At 71.3% G+C, this 19,910-nt stretch carries 16 protein-coding genes; 6 read left to right on the forward strand and 10 right to left on the reverse strand.

Features of this window, described 5'->3' with window-relative positions; all coding sequences use genetic code 11:
- Window positions 1-77: 77 nt before the first annotated feature.
- The gene (locus J8M51_RS09915) at window positions 78-533 is read left to right on the forward strand and encodes a MarR family winged helix-turn-helix transcriptional regulator (RefSeq protein WP_086756683.1); all 456 of its coding nucleotides are present in this window, start codon (window positions 78-80) and stop codon (window positions 531-533) included.
- A gap of 145 nt (window positions 534-678) precedes the next feature.
- Here the strand turns inward: J8M51_RS09915 and J8M51_RS09920 are convergent, their stop codons facing one another.
- From J8M51_RS09920 to J8M51_RS09930, 3 genes are all read right to left on the reverse strand, one after another.
- Window positions 679-2,097 (reverse strand): cation:dicarboxylate symporter family transporter, encoded by a 1,419-nt coding sequence (locus J8M51_RS09920; RefSeq protein ID WP_086756681.1) that lies wholly within the window; start codon window positions 2,095-2,097, stop codon window positions 679-681.
- A 145-nt stretch (window positions 2,098-2,242) separates the two neighbouring features.
- Complete coding sequence (locus tag J8M51_RS09925; protein WP_086756680.1) at window positions 2,243-3,925, reverse strand: peptide-N4-asparagine amidase; 1,683 nt, start codon at window positions 3,923-3,925, stop codon at window positions 2,243-2,245.
- Between the two features lie 169 nt (window positions 3,926-4,094).
- Window positions 4,095-4,808, reverse strand: coding sequence for a L,D-transpeptidase family protein (locus J8M51_RS09930; RefSeq protein ID WP_086756689.1), 714 nt, complete (start codon window positions 4,806-4,808; stop codon window positions 4,095-4,097).
- Between the two features lie 314 nt (window positions 4,809-5,122).
- On the opposite strand from J8M51_RS09930, the gene J8M51_RS09935 reads away from it, so the two are divergent.
- From J8M51_RS09935 to J8M51_RS09945, 3 genes are all read left to right on the forward strand, one after another.
- Window positions 5,123-6,970: an ABC transporter transmembrane domain-containing protein gene (locus J8M51_RS09935; RefSeq protein WP_267299112.1), complete on the forward strand. Its 1,848-nt coding sequence runs from the start codon at window positions 5,123-5,125 to the stop codon at window positions 6,968-6,970.
- On the forward strand, window positions 6,967-8,748 hold the full coding sequence (locus J8M51_RS09940; RefSeq protein WP_267299113.1) for an ABC transporter ATP-binding protein: 1,782 nt from the start codon (window positions 6,967-6,969) through the stop codon (window positions 8,746-8,748). Before J8M51_RS09935 ends, J8M51_RS09940 begins: the two co-directional genes overlap by 4 nt.
- Window positions 8,749-8,961: 213 nt before the next feature.
- Window positions 8,962-9,426 (forward strand): DUF5709 domain-containing protein, encoded by a 465-nt coding sequence (locus J8M51_RS09945; protein WP_086754837.1) that lies wholly within the window; start codon window positions 8,962-8,964, stop codon window positions 9,424-9,426.
- Window positions 9,427-9,521: 95 nt separating this feature from the next.
- Here the strand turns inward: J8M51_RS09945 and J8M51_RS09950 are convergent, their stop codons facing one another.
- Entirely contained in the window at window positions 9,522-10,316 is a 795-nt protein-coding gene (locus J8M51_RS09950) for a metal-dependent hydrolase (protein ID WP_086754839.1), read from the reverse strand.
- 166 nt (window positions 10,317-10,482) lie between these two features.
- Here J8M51_RS09950 and J8M51_RS09955 point away from each other — a divergent pair, with 166 nt between their 5' ends.
- Both J8M51_RS09955 and J8M51_RS09960 read left to right on the forward strand, forming a co-directional pair.
- Window positions 10,483-12,996: a DEAD/DEAH box helicase gene (locus J8M51_RS09955; RefSeq protein WP_086754836.1), complete on the forward strand. Its 2,514-nt coding sequence runs from the start codon at window positions 10,483-10,485 to the stop codon at window positions 12,994-12,996.
- Between the two features lie 19 nt (window positions 12,997-13,015).
- A complete protein-coding gene (locus J8M51_RS09960) occupies window positions 13,016-13,891 on the forward strand; it encodes an acyl-CoA thioesterase (RefSeq protein ID WP_086754835.1) in 876 nt (291 codons plus the stop codon).
- 7 nt (window positions 13,892-13,898) lie between these two features.
- On the opposite strand, the gene J8M51_RS09965 is transcribed toward J8M51_RS09960, so the two are convergent.
- From J8M51_RS09965 to J8M51_RS09990, 6 genes are all read right to left on the reverse strand, one after another.
- Window positions 13,899-14,867 (reverse strand): DUF6397 family protein, encoded by a 969-nt coding sequence (locus J8M51_RS09965; RefSeq protein ID WP_086754834.1) that lies wholly within the window; start codon window positions 14,865-14,867, stop codon window positions 13,899-13,901.
- 129 nt (window positions 14,868-14,996) lie between these two features.
- The gene (locus J8M51_RS09970; protein WP_086754833.1) at window positions 14,997-15,410 is read right to left on the reverse strand and encodes a roadblock/LC7 domain-containing protein; all 414 of its coding nucleotides are present in this window, start codon (window positions 15,408-15,410) and stop codon (window positions 14,997-14,999) included.
- Window positions 15,411-15,634: 224 nt separating this feature from the next.
- Entirely contained in the window at window positions 15,635-16,240 is a 606-nt protein-coding gene (locus tag J8M51_RS09975) for a GTP-binding protein (RefSeq protein WP_086754832.1), read from the reverse strand.
- 188 nt (window positions 16,241-16,428) lie between these two features.
- On the reverse strand, window positions 16,429-16,845 hold the full coding sequence (locus J8M51_RS09980; RefSeq protein ID WP_086754831.1) for a DUF742 domain-containing protein: 417 nt from the start codon (window positions 16,843-16,845) through the stop codon (window positions 16,429-16,431).
- Between the two features lie 20 nt (window positions 16,846-16,865).
- Window positions 16,866-17,303 carry a roadblock/LC7 domain-containing protein gene (locus J8M51_RS09985; RefSeq protein ID WP_086754830.1) on the reverse strand — a complete coding sequence of 146 codons (438 nt, stop codon included), beginning with the start codon at window positions 17,301-17,303 and terminating at the stop codon, window positions 16,866-16,868.
- Entirely contained in the window at window positions 17,300-19,837 is a 2,538-nt protein-coding gene (locus J8M51_RS09990; RefSeq protein WP_086754829.1) for a sensor histidine kinase, read from the reverse strand. The genes J8M51_RS09985 and J8M51_RS09990 overlap by 4 nt, the downstream gene beginning before the upstream one ends.
- Window positions 19,838-19,910 lie beyond the last annotated feature (73 nt).

Here is a 19,910-nt window from a genome sequence, read left to right on the forward strand (position 1 = left end):
GACTCGACGAGGCTTACGGAGCCTAGCTCATTGTTACCTATACTCACAATGAACATGGTCCTGATATTGTTCCCGGTATGACCACCCCCGACGCCGACGGACCGCTCGCCGAGCAGTTGCTGCGCCTCACCCGCCGTGTGCACCGCATCCAGAAGCGCCACCTCCAGCAGAGCGGGCTGCAGATCACTCCGGCGCAGTCACGGCTGCTGCGCGCGGTGGCGCACTACGACGCGCCACCGCGCATGGCCGATCTGGCGGAGCGGCTGGAGGTCGTGCCACGGGCCGTGACGACCCTGGTCGACGCGCTGGAGGAGAGCGGACGGGTGCGCCGGGTGCCCGACCCCACCAACCGGCGGGTGATCCGGATAGAGGTCACGGACGAGGGCCGCAAGGTCCTGCGCGCACTGCACCACGCTCGCCGGTCGGCGGCGGAGGAGATCCTGGCACCGCTGTCGGACGATCAGCGAGGGGTGCTCGGGGGGTTGCTGGACACGTTGATCGACGGGGCGCCGGTGGCGGGGCAGGGCTGCTGAGCAGCACCGCCGAGCGGTGGGGCGCACCGGTGGGCTGACGCCCGTAGGGCCATGGGCGCACGCCCGTAGGGCCCTGCCGACGGCCACACGAAAGGGGCCCTGCGCAGATCGCTGCGCGGGGCCCCTGCTCCTTCTCCCGGAGCGGTCAACTTACCTCGGGCACAGGCTCCTTCGACTCGCGCTTGGAGAGCACGGGCGCCTCCGCCTCCGCCTCCGCAGGAGCCACAGTGGGCTCGCCCTCCCTCTCGCCCTCTCCCTCTTCCTCCACGAACTGGATCTCCCCGTCGAGCATCTTCTTCGCCCGTCCGGTGTCCAGCGCGCCCTCCCACTTCGACACCACGAAGACGGCGACGCAGTTGCCGAGCAGATTGGTGGCGACGCGCATCGAGTCCATGATGCGGTCGACGCCGAGGAGGAGGGCGACCGCGCCGGCCGGGATGGCGCCGAGCGAGGCGGCGGTCGCCGACAGGGCCAGGAACGCCGAACCGGGAATACCCGCCATGCCCTTGCTGGTCAGCATGAGGACCAGGACGACCGTGACCTGCTGACCGAGGCTCAGGTCCACACCCACGGCCTGCGCGATGAACAGCGTGCCGATCGAGAGGTAGATGGACGCGCCGTCGAGGTTGAAGGAGTACCCGGTGGGCAGCACCAGACCGACCGCGTCGTCTCGGGCGCCGGCCTGCCGCAGCTTCTGCATCATGCGCGGCATGACGCTCTCGCTGGAGGCGGTGCCCAGGGCGAGCAGCATCTCCGCCCGGGTGTAGCGGACGAACTTCCACAGACTCAGGCCCGTCATCAGCTTCAGCGCGACGCCCAGCAGCACGAGGAACGCGGCGGCGACGGCGTAACAGAGGATGATCAGCTTGGCGTAGGTCTTCATCACGCCGAGGCCGTACTCGCCGACCAGGTGGACCATCGCGCCGAACACGGCGAGCGGGGCCAGCTTCATGACGAACCCGACGATCGCGAAGATGACCTCCTGGGCCTGCTCGATGGCGGGCAGGATCTTCGGCACCTTGGTGTGACCGAGGTGCAGCAGCGCGGCGCCGGTGAGGCAGGCGAGCACGAGCACCTGCAGGAGCGCGTTCTCGGCGAACGCGCCGACCGCGCTCTGCGGGAGCGCGTTCAGGATGAACTCACTCGTCGTCGGCAGCTCGCCGCCGGCGGTCTTCGCGTCGACCGCCGAGGTGTCGAGCTTCGAGGGGTCGACGTTCATGCCCGAGCCGGGGCCGAAGACGTTGGCGGCGACCAGACCGATGAGCAGTGCGGCCGTCGAGGCGATCTCGAACCAGATCAGGGCCTTGAGCCCGATCCGCCCGAAGGCCTTGAGATTGCCGGCCTTGGCGATGCCGACGACGACCACACAGAACACCAGCGGTGAGATGACGGTCTTGATGAGGCGGATGAAACCGTCGCCGAGCGGCTGGAAGGTCGTGGCCGTGTCCGGCCACAACCTTCCGACGACGATTCCGAGCACAAGCGCGACTCCGACTTGTGCGAACAGTGAGGTACGCAGCATGCGTGCGACGCGTCGCGGCAGGGACGGTACGGACTGCGGCACGGGGCACTCCTCCGAAGGAACTTTCTGTCATGCGGAAAAGCACTTCCGCGTCGATCACTATCGGGGAGCAGTCGCTCGCAGGGAAGACCGTCGTGTTTCGTCGCGGTAAATCATCGAACAGACGTCACATCACACGCATTCGACGTCAACAGCCCAAGCGGTCCTCCGTCAGCACTCCCTGTACGGAGACCAGGGAGCGGTCGTAGCAGCCGCCCGATCCGCGGGTTCGGTAGCGCTCGCTCGTCGTGCCGACCGCGTGCCGCTGGTCACGCGGCACGTTCGCCGTGTACGTGGCGTCGCCCGTGTAGGTGTCGTCGAGCCGGGACCAGGCCGTGCGCCGTCCACCACGGGTCTCGCTGACCGTCGCCCGGTCGCCGAGCGTGAGCACGGTCCGCAGCCGGTCGCCCGCCCCCAGGGTCGTCGTCCCGTCCATCGTGTACGACCGCTGGACACGCGCCGTCCGGGTCGGACCGCGCCCGGCCCGGACACTGACCGTCTCGTCGTCGCTCCACCGCGCGTCCAGCGCGTCGGGGTTCTCACCGTCCGACCAGGTGTGCGTGGAGGTGTGGGCGAGGCTCCGGCGGACGGTCGTGGTGACGCGGCCGTGCGAGGTGTCCACGTACCCGGCGACGGTCAGCGCATGGCCGCCCTCGGTGTCGAGCCGGTGTTCCGTACCGGGCGTGTACGTCGACGCGTTGGCGAGGTCGCCCGCCGCGGCCTTCGTGAGCGCGCCGGTGACGTGCGTGCTCTTCGCGTCCTGCCAGACGAGGACGTTGACCGGGGCGCTCCAGCCCGACTGCCCCTCGGGCACCCCGACCACGGAGACCTCGACGCGGTGCGGGCGGCCGTCGTTGAGGAGGCCCGCGAAGGGGGTGAGGTCGTAGCGCAGGGGCGGGATGTCGAAGGCCCGGGGCCCGGGCACCACGTACCAGAGGAAGGGGTTGGACCAGCCGCCGGTCCAGACGTTGGGGAACGGCGCGGCGATTCCGGCCAGTCGGCCGTCCACCGAGATCTGCACCTCGCGGTACGGCCCCTCGTCCGCCTTGCAGGAGTACGGCGCCTCCTCGGGCACCGTCAGATACCAGTACTCCTCGCAGCCGCCGCCGGACCCGGTCGCGTACACCTCGGCGATGACGCGTTCGCTGTTGCGCGGGGTGGTGAGGGTGGTGCCGTCCTGGAGGGTGAGGACGCGGTCGGGGACCCGGTCGGGGGCGGTCTTCCCCCTCCGCACGTCGGACCCGCCCGCGTAGAAGGTGAGCGTGACCTCGACGTCGAGGACACCGGTGTAGGTGTCGTCGACGACGTTGCCGATGAGCATCTCGACCGGCTGCGCGGTGCGCAGGGTGTCGCTGTACTGCGTGACGTCCTTCTCCACGGACCACTCGATGCCGTCGGGCGACGGCTGCGGGGTGGACGTCCGGAACACCTCCACGCCCCCGATGTGGAGATAACCGAGCCGGTCGAACTGACGGCCCTTCACCTTGCCGTCGAGCCGCAGGACGACCTTGCTCCACTCCCCTTTCCGCCCGCACTCCGCCGGTGGCGCGTAGGTCCCCCGGTACGGCGTGAAGTCCCTGAACTGCGCCTCGGCGACCGTCACTTCGCACGACCTGGTGTTCTCGGGTCTGCTGACGGGCGGGGCGGCGGTGATGGGGTCGTGCCAGTCGGTGCCGAACTCGGCGGGAGTGTCGCGCTGGCTGGGCGCATTGCTCTGGGTGGTGGTCTTGCTCTGAGCGGTGGTCTCGCTCTGGGCGGGGGTGGCTCCGAGGAGGGTGCTCGCCAGGAGGGCCGCTCCGGTGAGCATGGACATGATGATCCGGCTTCTCATGGCCGGAGTTCTACGGGGAGTCGGCGCCCCGCCGCAATGAGATCTCCGGCCACAACCAGGCACATCCGTACCGGACGTCTCAGGATCGGATGTCTCAGGATCGGATGTCTCAGGATCGGATGTCTCAGGATCGGGCGCCCCAGCACCGGACGCCTCAGGACCGGACGCCTCAGGCCTTCAACTCCGCCTTGTCCCCCATCACGATCACCGGCTGCTTCGCCGGGTCGAGGGTGCGCAGCAGGTACTCCATACCGGACTTGGACAGGCTGACACAGGCCGAGGTGCCGCTGCCGTGGTCCATGTGCAGCCAGATGCTGCCGCCCTTCGACTGCCCTTCGGGACGCGTCGGGTCGATCGGCGAGGTGCCCTTGACGCGGTTGTAGTCGATGGCGATCACGTAGTCGAAGTCGTGCCAGTGCGACTTGGCCCAGTAGTGCGGCGCCTGGAATGACGCCGAGCTGCTGTACGGCAGCTTGGACCCCGGATCGGCGAGGACACCGCCCGCGTCGCTGAGCGTGAACACACCGACGGGGCTGCGCTTGTCGCCCTCCCGGTGGTCGGTGGTCCAGCCCTTCTTGCCGTTGTGCCCCTCCCAGCTGCGGGTCTTCTTCCAGGCCGAACCGCTCTTCGTGTAGAGGACCACCGTGGCGTCGGCGTCGTCCTTCCCCTCGCCGTAGACGGCCACCACCTGGCGCGACGCGGCGGGGATCCGCTTCTGAAGACGATCGCCGACATCCGGGATGCGGGTCGGATCCACGCTCCCCGCCCCGGCGCGGTCGGCTTTCCCCCCGGCCTTCGTGGCCTTCGTGGCGGCCTCGCCGCCGCTCGCGTCGCCCGAACCGCCGCACGCCGCCAGGGACATCACCAGCGCACCGCAGACCATCGCCGCGAGTCCGACACGCACCTCGCCTCTCGTCCGGCGCGTGCCGCTCATGCCGCTCATGCCACTGGTTCGTCCCCGCATCGTCCCGCCTATTCGCATGCCGTCCATCGTCGCACCGCGCACCGGAGGCGGGCGCCCGCCGTCCCGCCCACCGGGCCACCCACCGGTGGTCCAGGCCGAAACTTTGCCCGGCGCCGGAAAACCGTTTGCCTCCGACCACGCCGCGACGCGAACCTTTCACGGCTGGCCGTCGGCCTTGGCCGCCCCATTTCTCCCCACTTCTCCCCCACCCTGACACGAGCCTCTGGGACGTCATGCAGATTCAAGACCTTCCGTATCAAGACCCGGGTGTGCCGGACGCACGCTCGGGCCCACGATTCCTGTGGTGGCTCGGCCGGAATCAGCTCGGCGGACAGTTCAAGGCGCTGGCCTGGGGGTTGCTGCACTTCACCTCCGTGGCCGGGCTGCCGTTCTGCGTCGGTTTCGCCATCCAGGCCGTGGTGGACCGCTCCGGCTCACGGCTCGCCCTCGCGGGCGTGCTGCTGGTGCTGTGCGGGTTCACCATCGCGCTCGGCGACACCTTCCTGCACCGCACCGCGGTCACCAACTGGATCACGGCCGCCGCGCGCGTCCAGCAACTGCTGGCCCGCAGGACGGCCCAACTGGGCTCGGCGCTGACCCGCCGGGTCGCGGCCGGTGAGGTCGTCGCGGTCTCCACGGGCGACGTCGAGAAGATCGGCTGGTTCGTCGAGGCCGTCTCCCGCTTCACCGCCGCCGCCCTGACCGTGGTGCTGGTCTGTGTCGGCCTGGTCGTCTACCAGCCCGCGCTCGGCATCGTCGTCGCCGTCGGCGTCCCGGTCCTCGCCCTGGCCGTCCTGCCGCTGCTGCCCCGCGCCACCCGCCGGGCCGACCACCAGCGTGAGAAGGCGGGCCGCGCCACCGAACTGGCCTCCGACACCGTCGCGGGTCTGCGCGTCCTGCGCGGCATCGGCGGCGAGGACCTCTTCCTGGACCGCTACCGCCGGGCGTCCCAGGAGGTCCGCCACGCCGCCGTCCGCAGCGCCCGTATGTGGGCCCTGATCTCCGGCATCCAGGTCCTGCTGCCCGGACTGCTGATGATCACGGTCGTCTGGCACGGCGTGGGTCTCGCCCGCGAGGGCCGGATCACGGTCGGTGAACTGGTGACCGTGTACAGCGCGGTCATGCTGCTGGCGTATCCGCTCAGGCACTTCGAGGAGATCGCGATGGCGTACTCCTTCTCCCGTCCGTCCGCCAAGCGGGCCGCCCGGGTGCTGTCGCTGGAGCGGGCCACGGACATCGGCGGCTCCCGCGAGGCCGCCGTGCCCACCGGAGACCTGTACGACCCCGCGACCGGGCTGCTCGCGCCCGCCGGCTGTCTCACCGCCGTGGTGTGCGGCGACCCGGACGCGGCCGGACGGCTGGCGGAACGGCTGGGCGGCCACGCCCCGGAGGAGGGCACCTCCGTGCTCCTCGACGGCGTACCGCTCGACGAACTGCCCCTCGGCTCCGCACGCGCCGCCGTCCTCGTCCAGGACAAGGACCCGGTGCTGCTCTCCGGCACCCTGCGCGAACTCCTCGACGTCCCCGCCTCGGGCGCGGTCACCGCCGAGGAGGCACTGACCGCCGCCCAGTGCGGTGACGTGCTGGAAGCCCTGGTCCAGGGGTCGCTGGAGGCCGAGGACGCGATGGAGGCACGGATCACCGAACGCGGCCGGTCCCTGTCCGGCGGCCAGCGCCAGCGGCTCGCACTGGCCCGCTCCCTCGTCACGGACCCGGGCGTCCTGGTCCTGGACGAGCCGACCTCCGCCGTCGACTCCCACACCGAGGCCCGGGTCGCCGCCGGCATCCGGTCGCTCCGCGCGGGCCGTTCGACGGTCGTCCTCACCTCCTCGCCCCTCCTCCTCGACCTCGCCGAACGCGTCGTTCTGGTGCACGACGGCGAGGTCGCGGCGGTCGGCCTGCACCGCGACCTGGTGCACAAGGACCCCCGGTACCGGGCCGTCGTCACCCGCGAGACCGACGAGGAGACCGACCCGGCCGGAAGGCCGCACGCAGCCGCCGCGACCGGCGGGCTGTCACTCCGAAAACCCACCCTCAGCGATGTGCTGGACGAACTGGAAGAGATCGAGGAGACCGCATGATCGGCGTGGCGCCACCGGCCTACGACCCGGCCGCACCGACGACGGCGAACACCCTGCCCGTCGGCGCCCCGGCGACCGTCCGCGCCTATGTGGCCGAGTTGTTCCGCCGGCACCGGCGGGCCTTCGTCCTGCTCATCACCGTCAACACCATCGCCGTGGTGGCCTCGATGGCGGGCCCCTACCTGCTCGGCGCCCTCGTCGAACGCCTCTCCGACGGGGCCCGCGACCTCCATCTGGAGCTCACCGCGACCGTGTTCGTCGTCGCCCTCGTCGTCCAGGCGGTCTTCGTCCGGGAGGTGCGGCTGCGCGGGGCCATGCTCGGTGAGCGGATGCTGGCCGACCTCCGGGAGGACTTCCTCGTCCGGTCCGTCGGCCTGCCACCGGGCGTGCTGGAACGCGCCGGCACGGGTGACCTGCTGTCCCGCATCACCACGGACATCGACCGGCTCGCCAACGCCATGCGCGAGGCGGTGCCCCAGCTCGCCATCGGCGTGGTGTGGGTGGCCCTGCTCCTCGGCGGCCTCGCCGTGACCGCGCCCCCGCTCGCCCTCGCCGTGCTGCTGGCCCTGCCGCTGCTGGTGGCCGGCTGCCGCTGGTACTTCAAGCGCGCCCCCTCCGCCTACCGCTCGGAGTCCGCCGGATACGCCGCCGTCGCCGCCGTGCTCGCGGAGACCGTGGACGCCGGCCGCACCGTCGAGGCCCACCGCCTGGGCACCCGCCGCATCGAGCTGTCCGACCAGCGGATCCGCGAGTGGACCGCATGGGAGCGGTACACCCTGTGGCTGCGGTCGGTGCTCTTCCCGGTCCTCAACTTCACCCACGCCACGGTCCTCGGCTCGGTCCTGGTCATCGGCGGGGTGTTCGTCCTCCAGGGCCGGCTCGGGCTCGGCCAGCTGACCACGGGCGCGCTCATCGCCCAGATGCTCGTCGACCCGATCAACCTGATCCTGCGCTGGTACGACGAGCTGCAGGTCGCCGAGGTGTCGCTGGCCCGCCTCGTCGGCGTCCGGGACATCGAGCCGGACGCCGGCGACCCGGAGGTGACCCCCGAGGGTCGCCATGTCCACGCCGATGAGGTGCGCTTCGGGTACCGCGAGGGCGTCGACGTGCTGCGCAAGGTGTCCCTGGAGGTCGCGCCCGGCACCCGGCTCGCACTGGTCGGCCCGTCCGGCGCCGGCAAGTCGACCCTGGGCCGGCTCCTCGCCGGGATCTACGCGCCCCGCGACGGCCGGATCACCCTCGGTGGCGCCGAACTGTCCCGGATGCCCGCCGAGGACGTCCGCTCCCATGTGGCGCTGGTCAACCAGGAACACCATGTGTTCGTCGGCTCCCTGCGCGACAACCTGCTCCTCGCCCGCACGAGTGCCCAGGACGCCGAGCTGTGGGCGGCGCTGGGCGCGGTCGACGCCGATGTCTGGGCGCGGGCGCTGGACGAGGGGCTGGACACCGAGGTCGGCTCCGGCGGCCTCGCGCTCACCCCGGCGCAGGCCCAGCAGATCGCGCTGGCCCGGCTGGTCCTCGCCGACCCGCACACGCTGGTCCTGGACGAGGCGACCTCCCTCCTCGACCCGCGCGCGGCCCGCCATCTGGAACGCTCCCTCGCCCGTGTCCTCGACGGCCGCACCGTCGTCGCCATCGCCCACCGGCTGCACACCGCCCACGACGCCGACGTCATCGCCGTCGTCGAGAAAGGCCGCATCAGCGAACTGGGCAGCCACGACGATCTCGTCGAGGCGGACGGGGCGTACGCGGCCCTGTGGAGGTCCTGGCACGGCTGACCGTGAAGGGGCGCCCTCCGGCCCGCGCCCGGCGGCCCTTGGACCTCTGCCGTTGCGCGGTGCCGAACGCGAGTGGAAGGCTGGTGGTGGGCACTGATTCGGGGGACGCCCGTGAACCGCCCGGTTCACGGGGTTCGGGCCGTCGCCCAGCGGCCCGCGCGTCCACCGTCGCCGAGCGGTGGCACCGGGCCCGTCCCACCACTGGAGGTACCCGTGGACACAGTCGGCGGCTGGGGAGACGACGTCTACCAGCCAGACGGATCCGAGATCCAGGACGACGCGGGGCTGCTGGACGCCGAGGACACCCTGATCACCGACGGCGTGGCCGACCCCCTCGACCGGGGCTGGTCCCCGCCGGAGCGTCCCTGGGCGGTGGAGCACTCCGGGGTGACCGCCGCCGAGCGGTTGCGCGGCGAGACCCTGGATCAGCGCCTCGCCGAGGAGCTTCCGGACATCGCCTACCCCGACGGGGACGGCATCGGCGACTCCCCGGACAGCGACGGAGAACCCCTGGACAACGAGGTGGGCGATCTCCGCTCCGGCCGTCTCGTCGCCCCCGACGAGGGTGCGCACGAGGACGAGGAGAGCGGGCTCATCGCCACCGACGTGGGCATCGACGGGGCCGCCGCCTCCGCCGAGGAGGCGGCCATGCACATCGTGGACGAGGGCTCCCCGTAGGGCAGGCCCCGTCCTGAGGGCCTCAGCCGGTACCGGGGCCGCGAGCCGGGCCAGGGCCGGACGACCGCCACCGAGGCGGCGGTGCCCGCGGCGCGTCAGATGACGTTCAGCGCCGCCGCCGCGCCCACTCCCCCGAGCACCATGAACACCGGCATCAGCACCCGCAGCTCCACCCAGCTGCCGGCCCGGAACCGCATCACCTTCGGCGGGCCCAGCGGGTACCAGCGCTTGCGCCCGATCGGTATCGGCCACAGGATCGGGCAGCCCGACACGGTCAGCGAGTCCCCGATGTCGTGCACCAGCGCGCCGAGCACGATCGGCAGACCGAGCCACAGATACTCCTGGCCCGGCTGGGTGAACAGCCAGTCCGCGCCGTTGCCCGGCTTGTCCAGCACCCCCGCGAGGATCCAGGCACTGGTCGCCGCCAGCAGCCACACCAGTACATCGCTGCTGGAGCCCCGGGCCGCCCGCCACAGCAGTCCTTCGATGGCCAGCACCAGGTGCACGAAGAGGATGGCGAGCACCGCCCAGCGGCCCCCCGTGATGGCGATGGCGGAGGCGCCGGCCCCGAGCAGGGCCGCCCACAGCCAGGTGTGGGTGAGCGTGCGATGCCCGCCCGAGCGGCGCGGGTCGCCCTGCTTCTTCGTCGCCTTGTAGACGGCGTACGAGAGCTTGTCGACGATCTCGCAGACCCAGCGCGACAGCGGACCGAAGGAGCGCGAGATCGTGGCCGCCTTGTGGTCCAGGTCGGGGGCGAGCGCCGCGCCCGCGCAGATCAGCGCGCCGACCAGGAGGACCGGCCAGGGCATCGTGTGCCCGGCGGCGGCCGCCGCCGCCCCTACTCCGAGCCAGGCCGCGGCTCCCGACAGTGAGTGTGCTGGTCCCATCATGGCCGTGCCCCGTCCCATTCCGTTCGTGCCGCTGTCCAGGTGCCTTGTGCCGCTGTCCAGTTGTCCAGGTGCGCTGACGTTCCGTCGGCGCCACAGCGTAGCGTTCGCGATCTTCGGTCCGGCAGCCGATTCCCCCATCGGGTGCGCGGGCAGGCAAGATGGGGGCGTGACCCTCATCGATCAGCTGCCGCGGACCGCCGACCCCGACGCCCTCTACGAAGCCTTCGAGTCGTGGGCCCGGGAACGCGGTCTCACCCTCTATCCCCACCAGGAGGAGGCGCTCATCGAGGTGGTCTCCGGCGCGAACGTGATCGTGTCGACTCCCACCGGCTCCGGCAAGAGCATGATCGCGGCGGGCGCCCACTTCGCGGCCCTCGCCCGTGACGAGGTCACCTTCTACACCGCCCCGATCAAGGCGCTGGTCTCGGAGAAGTTCTTCGAGCTGTGCAAGATCTTCGGCACCGAGAACGTCGGCATGCTCACCGGCGACGCCTCGGTGAACGCCGACGCCCCCGTCATCTGCTGCACCGCCGAGGTCCTGGCCTCCATCGCGCTGCGCGACGGCAAGCACGCCGATGTCGGCCAGGTCGTGATGGACGAGTTCCACTTCTACGCGGAGGCCGACCGCGGCTGGGCGTGGCAGATCCCGATCCTGGAGCTGCCGCAGGCGCAGTTCATCCTGATGTCGGCCACGCTCGGCGACGTCTCGATGTTCGAGCAGGACCTCACGAGGCGCACCGGCCGCCCCACTTCGGTGGTCCGCTCGGCGACCCGCCCGGTGCCGCTCTCCTACGAGTACGTGCTGACCCCGCTGACGGAGACGCTCACGGAGCTGCTCGCCACCAAGCAGGCTCCCGTCTACATCGTGCACTTCACCCAGGCGCAGGCCGTGGAGCGGGCGCAGGCGCTGATGAGCATCAACATGTGCACGCGGGAGGAGAAGGACCAGATCGCCGAGCTGATCGGCAACTTCCGCTTCACCACCAAGTTCGGCCGCAACCTCTCCCGTTACGTGCGGCACGGCATCGGGGTGCACCACGCCGGCATGCTGCCCAAGTACCGGCGGCTGGTGGAGAAGCTGGCCCAGGCCGGTCTGCTGAAGGTCATCTGCGGTACGGACACCCTCGGTGTCGGTGTCAACGTCCCCATCCGTACCGTGCTGTTCACCGCGCTCACCAAGTACGACGGCAACCGGGTACGGACGCTGCGGGCCCGTGAGTTCCACCAGATCGCGGGCCGCGCGGGGCGGGCCGGATTCGACACGGCGGGCTACGTGGTGGGGCAGGCGCCCGAGCACGTCATCGAGAACGAGAAGGCGCTCGCCAAGGCCGGTGACGACCCGAAGAAGCGCCGCAAGGTGGTCCGCAAGAAGGCTCCTGAGGGGTTCGTCGGCTGGAGCGACGGCACGTTCGAAAAGCTCATCGCCTCCGACCCGGAACCGCTCACCTCCCGCTTCCGCGTCACCCACACGATGCTGCTGTCGGTGATCGCCCGGCCGGGCAACGCCTTCGAGGCGATGCGCCATCTGCTGGAGGACAACCACGAGCCGCGCAAGCAGCAGCTGCGGCACATCCGCCGTGCCATCGCGATCTACCGTTCGCTCCTCGACGGCGGCATCGTGGAGAAGCTCGACGAGCCGGACGCCGAGGGCCGTATCGTCCGGCTGACGGTCGACCTCCAGCAGGACTTCGCGCTCAACCAGCCGCTGTCCACCTTCGCGCTGGCCGCGTTCGAACTGCTGGACCCGGAGTCCCCGTCGTACGCCCTCGACATGGTGTCCGTGGTCGAGTCGACGCTCGACGATCCGCGGCAGATCCTCGCCGCCCAGCAGAACAAGGCGCGCGGTGAGGCCGTGGCCGCGATGAAGGCGGACGGCGTCGAGTACGAGGAGCGCATGGAGCGGCTCCAGGACGTCAGCTACCCCAAACCGCTGGAGGAGTTGCTCTTCCACGCGTACAACACGTACCGCAAGAGCCACCCGTGGGTCGGTGACCATCCGCTGTCGCCGAAGTCGGTGATCCGGGACATGTACGAACGGGCCATGTCCTTCACGGAGTTGACCTCGTACTACGAGCTCGCGCGCACCGAGGGCATCGTGCTGCGCTACCTGGCCGGCGCCTTCAAGGCCCTCGATCACACCGTCCCCGACGACCTGAAGTCGGACGATCTGGAGGATCTGATCGCCTGGCTCGGCGAGATGGTGCGCCAGGTGGACTCCAGCCTCCTCGACGAGTGGGAGCAGCTGGCCAATCCCGAGGAGATGACGGCCGAGGAGGCACAGGAGCGGGCCGACCAGGTCAAGCCGGTCACCGCCAACGCACGCGCCTTCCGGGTCCTCGTCCGCAACGCCCTGTTCCGCCGGGTCGAACTCGCCGCCCTCGATCAGGTCGGGGAGCTGGGCGAGATGGACGCCGAGTCCGGCTGGGACGCCGAGCGGTGGGGCGAGGCGATGGACAAGTACTGGGACGAGTACGAGGACCTGGGTACCGGTCCCGACGCCCGCGGTCCGCGGCTGCTGATGATCGAGGAGGAGCCGCAGAACGGGCTGTGGCGCGTCCGGCAGACCTTCGCCGACCCCAACGGCGATCATGACTGGGGCATCAGCGCGGAGATCGACCTGGCGGCCTCCGACACCGAGGGCCGTGCCGTGGTCAAGGTCACCGACGTCGGTCAGCTGTGAGCACAGGAGAGGCCAGCACATGACGACCAACCCCGCCGAGCGGCTCGTCGACCTGCTCGACCTGGAGCAGATCGAGGTCAACATCTTCCGCGGCCGCAGCCCGCAGGAGTCCCTGCAGCGGGTCTTCGGCGGCCAGGTCGCCGGCCAGGCGCTGGTGGCCGCCGGGCGCACCACCGAGGGCGACCGGCCGGTGCACTCACTGCACGCGTACTTCCTGCGTCCGGGCCGTCCGGGCGTGCCGATCGTGTACCAGGTCGAACGGGTCCGCGACGGGCGGTCGTTCACCACGCGCCGGGTCACCGCCGTGCAGCAGGGCCGCACGATCTTCAATCTGACCGCCTCCTTTCACAAGCCTGAAGAGGGGAGCTTCGAGCACCAGCTGCCGCCGGCCCGGAAGGTGCCGGACCCGGAGTCGCTGCCGACGGTGTCGCAGGAGATCACCGAGCATCTCGGCGCGCTCCCGGAGCAGTTGGAGCGCATGGCCCGGCGGCAGCCCTTCGACATCCGGTATGTCGACCGGTTGCGCTGGACCCCCGAGGAGGTCGAGCACGCCGAGCCGCGCAGCGCGGTGTGGATGCGGGCCGTGGGCACCCTGGGGGACGACCCGCTCGTGCACACCTGCGCGTTGACGTACGCCAGCGACATGACTCTGCTGGACGCCGTCCGTATCCCGGTCGAGCCCCTGTGGGGTCCGCGTGGCTTCGACATGGCGTCGCTGGACCACGCCATGTGGTTCCACCGGCCGTTCCGCGCGGACGAGTGGTTCCTGTACGACCAGGAGTCCCCGATCGCGGTGGGCGGTCGCGGACTGGCCCGCGGGCGTATCTACGACCTGGAAGGGCGTCTGCTCGTATCGGTCGTCCAGGAAGGGCTGTTCCGCAAGCTCGGCGCCTGACCGGCGGTCAGCGGTTTCCGCGCCGGAGCCAGCCCAGCAGGCCGCGTCGCCCCTCGGGCGCCGTGCCGGCCGTCGGCCGGGCCTTCCCGGGACGCCGCCCTCCTTGAGGGGGCACGGTGCGCCGGGGCCTCGGGGCGAGCCGGTGGGCACGGGCCTCGGCGAGGAGCTGCCGGAGGTTCGCCGTCAGCCATGCGATCTCATCGGGGTCGTCCGCCGTCATGATCCGCGCGGTGATCTGTGCGGCGGGGGCGTCGGGCGGGCCGTGGTCGGCCCGCGCGGGCAGGTGGCGGTTCAAGTGGGCGCGCTCGTAGGGATCCTGGACGATCTCGGCGACCTGGACCGGATCGAGCAGGGCGGCCGGGGCGGCGGCCCGCTGCCAGGGGTCGTCGGCCTGTCGCAGGAGGATTCCGAGTCGGCGGCCACGCCAGTTCCGGGGGCGCAGGTCCAGCCCGGCGTCCAGCTGACGCCTCAGCTCTTCCGGGACACGGCCGGTCAGCCAGGGTGCGTTCTGCTCGTCGGCCGCGAACTCCCGTAGATCGGCCGCCAGATAGAGCCAGACCACGGCGCGGTAGCGGTTCAGGTAGAACTTGACGGGTGTGACCACCCCCAGGCGTGCGAGCCGCATGAACCGTGAGACCGGTACGCCCAGGATCTCGGCGCTGTCGGCGGAGCCCAGGGCGTCGACGCGTGCGCGCAGTGTCTCGGGGAAGCCCTGCTCGGCGCGGAGCCGGTCGATCTCCGCCTGGGCGACCCGACGGGCTCCCCCTCCGTCGTCGATCACAGTCCGCAGGCAGCCCAGTTGTACGGCGAGGTCGAGTTGGCTTCGTTTCAGGCCCAGCTCCCGGGCGGCGCGGCCGAGCGCGAGCGTACGGCGGGCCGCTCCGGTGCTCGCCCGGAGGCCGCTCGACGGGGTGCGCGGGTCGGGCCGGGTGGCCGTGGCATGGGTGGCGGGTGGTGTGACGGTGTGGTCGGACATGGTGGTCTCCCCCGTGCGGTGCGGTGCTCGCGCCGGACTCGCGCTCGCCTCGGGAAAAACCGTAGCCCGTTCGCCGAAAGTCGGGGCGGGCCTGTGGATAACTCCACCCGCAACCGATGAACCCGCAGGTCAGCGATCCATCACCGCGGAACGTTCGGGCCGGCGGGCGTCGACCCCGAGATGTTCTCCGACGCGGTTCACCAGCAGAGTCATCTCGTAGGCGATCTGACCGATGTCCGCCTCGGCGGCGCTGAGCACGCACAGACAGCTGCCCGGTCCCGCCGCGGTGACGAAGAGCACCGCGTCGTCGAACTCGATCATCGTCTGCCGGACGTCACCGGCGCCGAAGTGGCGGCCCGAGCCCTTGGCCAGGCTGTGCAGCCCCGAGGAGACCGCGGCGAGGTGTTCGGAGTCCTCGCGCCGCAGACCGGTGCTCGCCGCGGTGACGAGTCCGTCGTTGGACAGCACCACGGCGTGCCGTACGGGTTCCACGCGCTCGGTCAGGTCGTCCAGCAGCCAACCGAGTCCCGCGTTCTGAGCCATCGCTCGTACTCCCCGTTGTGTCGTTCTCCCTGGCAAGGAGGATCCGACGATTCAGCCTTCCCCACTGCCGCCGCCGGAGCAAGCAGCAGGGGGACATGGCAGGGAAGATGACCGACAAGGAATGGCGGGCCTTCTTCGCGAAGGGCGACAACGGGGGCTTCCCCACCCGAAACAGCACTGTCAAGGGACGGAAACCGGCCAGGCAGAGGCAGGTTGACGCCGCTTCAGCCCACGGAGTCGAGCAGTCGGGCGGTGTGCATCCGTCCGGCGTATTCGACGAGCCGTATCAGCACTTCCTTCCCGGAGTCGCGGTCCCGGGCGTCGCAGAGGACCACGGGAGTGCCCTGGTCGAGGTCGAGGGCACGGGTGACGTCGGGAACGCCGTAGGCGCGGGCGCCGGTGAAACAGTTGACGGCGACCACGAACGGGATGTGGCGGTGCTCGAAGTAGTCGACGGCCGGGAAGCAGTCCTGGAGTCGCCTCGTGTCCGCGAGGACGACGGCGCCCAACGCCCCCTGCGCCAACTCGTCCCACAGGAACCAGAACCGGTCCTGGCCCGGGGTGCCGAACAGATACAGCGAGAGCCCGGACCTGATGGTGATGCGTCCGAAGTCCATGGCGACGGTGGTGGTGACCTTCTGGTCCACCCCGTCGGTGTCGTCCACGGACTGGCCCACCTCGCTCAGCAGTTCCTCGGTGCGCAGCGGCCTGATCTCGCTGACGGCGCCGACCAGCGTGGTCTTGCCCACGCCGAATCCGCCGGCGACGAGGATCTTCAGTGCCAGGGCGCCCGTGTCGCCGTCTGTCTCATCGGAGTGCTCGGAGACCATCGATCACTTCTCTCGGGAGTGTCGGCCGCGGTCGACATGGGTTCGGCGGTGGGAAGTCAGCATCATGGCAACTGCCACTCGTCCGTGTGGCGTTGGACCGGTTTTTCCTGTCGCTGACCGCTTCGCGCATATTCGGTGCCGGGTTGGATGCGCAAGTCGATACGGGTCGGCCCCATGGGCTTGTTCATCTACAGCGCTCTCAGCCCCTCGATCACCTCGCGCAGGATCCGTTCGTCCGGCAGTTGCGCGGGCGGGACGGGGCGGCTGACGGTGACGCGGCCCAGTTCCAGGAGGTCGCCGAGGAGCACCCGCACCACGCCGACGGGCAGGTCCGCGCCGGCGGCGAGTTCGGCGACCGACTGGGTCTCGGTCCGGCACAGTTCCACGAGCGAACGGTGTTCCGGGCCGAGCGGGGTGTCGTCGCCGGCCCCGGGCGCGCCAGTGTCGAGGGAGACCAGGGCGATCAGGTCGAAGCGGGCACCGCTCGGCCCGGGCCTGGTGCGTCCGCCCGTCATGGCGTAGGGGCGGACGAGGGGCCCGGCCTCGCTGTCGTACCACCGGCTGCCCGACGGCTCGTGCGAGGCGCCTGCGCTGCCCTCGGTCATGAGTGCGACCCGTCCCTGGTTCATCCGGCCGCAGGCGGGCGGGCGCCGGTGCGGGTCGGTGTGAACAGGTGCTCCCCGACGCGCTTCACCAGCCGTGCCATCTCGTAGGCCACCAGGCCGATGTCGGCCGTGACGGAGGTGAGGACGGCCAGGCAGGAGCCGTCTCCCGCGGCGGCCACGAAGAGGAAGCCGTCGTCCATCTCCACCATGGTCTGGCGTACGCCGCCGGCACCGAAGTGACGGCCCGTGCCCTTGGCGAGGCTGTGGAAACCGGAGGCGACAGCGGCGAGGTGCTCGGCGTCCTCGCGCTTGAGGTCGCTGGAGGCACCGACCGCGAGCCCGTCGTTGGACAGCACCACGGCGTGCCGTACCTCGCGCACGCGCAGTACCAAGTCGTCCAGCAGCCAGTCGAGTTCACCGGACCGTTCGGTGGCCCTGGTGCTCGGGTCCTGGATCATGCGGGGTCTCCTTCGCTGCTGTCGCTGCCCGTCACGGGGCCGGGGGTGACGCCTTTGCCGGGTGCCCTGCCGCCGCCTCGGGCCCAGCCGTCGCGGTAGGCCGTCATACGGTCGCGTACGAGTTCCGGGGTGCGTACGTCGTCCGCCGGGGCGGTGGCGGCCTGGGCGGGTTGCCCGGTGTGCTGTTCGCGCAGCTGCGGGGCGAGGTGCGCCTGGCGTACACGGCGCGGCAGTTCGTCGGGGTGTTCCGGTTCGGGCTGGTGTCGGTGGGGTCGCAGGGCGGTGACGCCGGGAGGTGGCTCGGGCGGGCCGTCCGCCGTAGTCCGACCGGGTGTGGTGGAGGCGACGGGGGCCATGAGGGCGCGCCGGTCGGCGGCCCGCTCGACGGGTTCCTGGTGCCCGGCGGCCACGCGCGCGTACGCGCGTTCCTCGCTCCGTGGAGAGGCCTCGGCGGCGGCGCGGGGGGAACGTTCCGGCACGCCGCTGTTCAGCAGGGCGGTGGGCAGGAGGACCACCGCGGTGGTGCCGCCGTAGGGCGAGGTCCGCAGATGGACCTTGACGCCGTGGCGGGCGGAGAGCCTGCTCACCACGAACAGGCCGAGGCGGTCGCTGTCGAACAGGTCGAGGGCCTCGGACTGTTCGATGCGGCGGTTGGCCTCGGTGCGGGTCTCCTTGCCCATGCCGAGCCCGCGGTCCTCGACCTCCACGACGTATCCGTTGCCCACCGGCTCCCCGGTGATCCGCACGCGTGTGTGGGGCGGGGAGAACTGGGCCGCGTTCTCCACCAGTTCCGCCAGGAGGTGGGTGAGGTCGGCGACCGCCGTACCGACGATCTTCGCCTCGGGGAGCTGCCGTACCTCCACGCGCGCGTAGTCCTCGATCTCGGAGACGGCCGCGCGGACCACGTTCGTCAGGGAGACGGGCATGCGCCACGCCCTGCCCGGCGCGGCTCCGGAGAGGATGATCAGGCTCTCCGCGTGGCGCCGCATCCGGGTGGTGAGGTGGTCGAGGCGGAAGAGGTCGCTGAGTTCGTCGGGGTCGTCGGAGCGGCGTTCCATGCTGTCGAGCAGGCTCAGTTGGCGGTGTACGAGGATCTGGCTGCGGCGGGCGAGGTTCACGAAGACGCCGGAGATGCCGCCGGCGAGTTCGGCGCGCTCGACCGCGGCGCGGAGGGCCGCCCGGTGCACGGTGCCGAGGGCCTCGGCGACCTGGCCGGTCTCGTCCTCGGCGGGAGGTCCGGGCGGGGCCTCGGCGTCGACGTCGATCTCCTCACCGGCCCGCAGTCTCCGCATGGCGTGGGGCAGTTTGCGGCGGGCGATCTCCAGGGCGCCGTTGCGCAGGCCGACCAGCTCGACGACGAGCCCTCGTCCGATGCGCACGGAGATGACGAGCGAGGCGACGACGGCGGCGAGACCGAGGAGGACCGCGGCGCCCGCCGGGGTGAGCAGGGCGCGGGTGAACGGGTCGGCCCGGTCGGCGGCTTCGTGTCCGGCGGCGGCCTCGATGCCGCGCATGTCGTCGCGCACGCGCGCGTGGGCGGACGTCCAGGCCGCTTCGGGAGCGGCGCGGAGCGCGCGGACGCCCGGGTGGCTCGTGAGCACCTTGTCCTCGACGGCGCGCAGGTCGGCATAGGCGCTCTCGTGGGCGAGTTCCTGCCAGGCGGCGCGTTCGGGGCCGCGCAGATCCGCACCGGCGGCCTCGGCCAGGGTGCGGCGGGTGTCGACGGCTCCGGTGAACAGGCGCAGCCGCTCACGGTCGAGGGTTCCGGCCAGGCGGGCGCCGGCCAGGAGTGAGTCCTCCTGGGCCAGGGCCTCGCCCGCGCGGGAGAACTCCAGCAGCACGCGCGCGTCGGAGCCGAGGCCGGGGTCCTGGACGCCGGTGAGCGCGCCTCCCACGCCGAAGGCGGTGGAAACGGTCCTGGTGTACCGCTCGTAGGTCTCGGCCCAGCCGCTGCGGTGGTCGAGCACCGAGGTCCGCAGCGCGCGCAGTTGTTCGGCTCCGGTCACGAAGGCGGCGAGGCGTTCGGCCACCGCCGGGGGCAGGTCGGTGCCGTCGGCGATGGTGTGCCGGTCGCCGAGGCGCAGCGCGTCGACCGCCCGTTCGGTGCGCTGGGACAGCCTCCGCAGCGCGCTCTCCCGTTCCGCCGAGGGCGCGGTGGCGTACCGTACGGCGGCCACGCGCTCTTCCTGGAGCGCTTCGACGGCGTCGGCGACCGGGCCGCGCACGGAGGCGTCGACGCGCTGTGTCTGCCGGAAGCCGGCCACGTCCTGGGCGGTGGTGACGGTGGCGTACGCCCACAGGGCGAGCAGGGAGACGACGGGCACCATCAGCAGGCAGACGATCTTGGCCCGGACGGTGCGGGGGCGCAGATGCCATCGCCCCGCGCGCGTGGGCGGCCCGAGGGTCACGGCCTCCGCCTCGTCGGGGTCGAGGCGTTCGTCGGCCGGAGGGCCCGCGTGGGCTCGGCGGCCGCGTATCGCGGGCTGGGACGGCGCCTCGGCGCCGGCTGTCGGGGTCCTGCGGGGTGTACGCATGGCCTCCTCGATCGGAGTGGTTCGGAGCGGTCTCGCAGGCAGCCGCGCACGGCTGACGGACGGAGCTCGGAGA

The sequence above is a fragment of the Streptomyces griseiscabiei genome (assembly GCF_020010925.1).
GTDB lineage: Bacteria > Actinomycetota > Actinomycetes > Streptomycetales > Streptomycetaceae > Streptomyces > Streptomyces griseiscabiei.

Coding starts and splice junctions, on each gene's coding strand:
- J8M51_RS09915 (WP_086756683.1), top strand. CDS start 78: ATGACCACCCCCGACGCCGACGGACCGCTCGCCGAGCAGTTGCTGCGC.
- J8M51_RS09925 (WP_086756680.1), bottom strand. CDS start 3,925: ATGAGAAGCCGGATCATCATGTCCATGCTCACCGGAGCGGCCCTCCTG.
- J8M51_RS09930 (WP_086756689.1), bottom strand. CDS start 4,808: ATGGTCTGCGGTGCGCTGGTGATGTCCCTGGCGGCGTGCGGCGGTTCG.
- J8M51_RS09935 (WP_267299112.1), top strand. CDS start 5,123: ATGCAGATTCAAGACCTTCCGTATCAAGACCCGGGTGTGCCGGACGCA.
- J8M51_RS09940 (WP_267299113.1), top strand. CDS start 6,967: ATGATCGGCGTGGCGCCACCGGCCTACGACCCGGCCGCACCGACGACG.
- J8M51_RS09950 (WP_086754839.1), bottom strand. CDS start 10,316: ATGATGGGACCAGCACACTCACTGTCGGGAGCCGCGGCCTGGCTCGGA.
- J8M51_RS09960 (WP_086754835.1), top strand. CDS start 13,016: ATGACGACCAACCCCGCCGAGCGGCTCGTCGACCTGCTCGACCTGGAG.
- J8M51_RS09965 (WP_086754834.1), bottom strand. CDS start 14,867: ATGTCCGACCACACCGTCACACCACCCGCCACCCATGCCACGGCCACC.
- J8M51_RS09970 (WP_086754833.1), bottom strand. CDS start 15,410: ATGGCTCAGAACGCGGGACTCGGTTGGCTGCTGGACGACCTGACCGAG.
- J8M51_RS09975 (WP_086754832.1), bottom strand. CDS start 16,240: ATGGTCTCCGAGCACTCCGATGAGACAGACGGCGACACGGGCGCCCTG.
- J8M51_RS09980 (WP_086754831.1), bottom strand. CDS start 16,845: ATGACCGAGGGCAGCGCAGGCGCCTCGCACGAGCCGTCGGGCAGCCGG.
- J8M51_RS09985 (WP_086754830.1), bottom strand. CDS start 17,303: ATGATCCAGGACCCGAGCACCAGGGCCACCGAACGGTCCGGTGAACTC.
- J8M51_RS09990 (WP_086754829.1), bottom strand. CDS start 19,837: ATGCGTACACCCCGCAGGACCCCGACAGCCGGCGCCGAGGCGCCGTCC.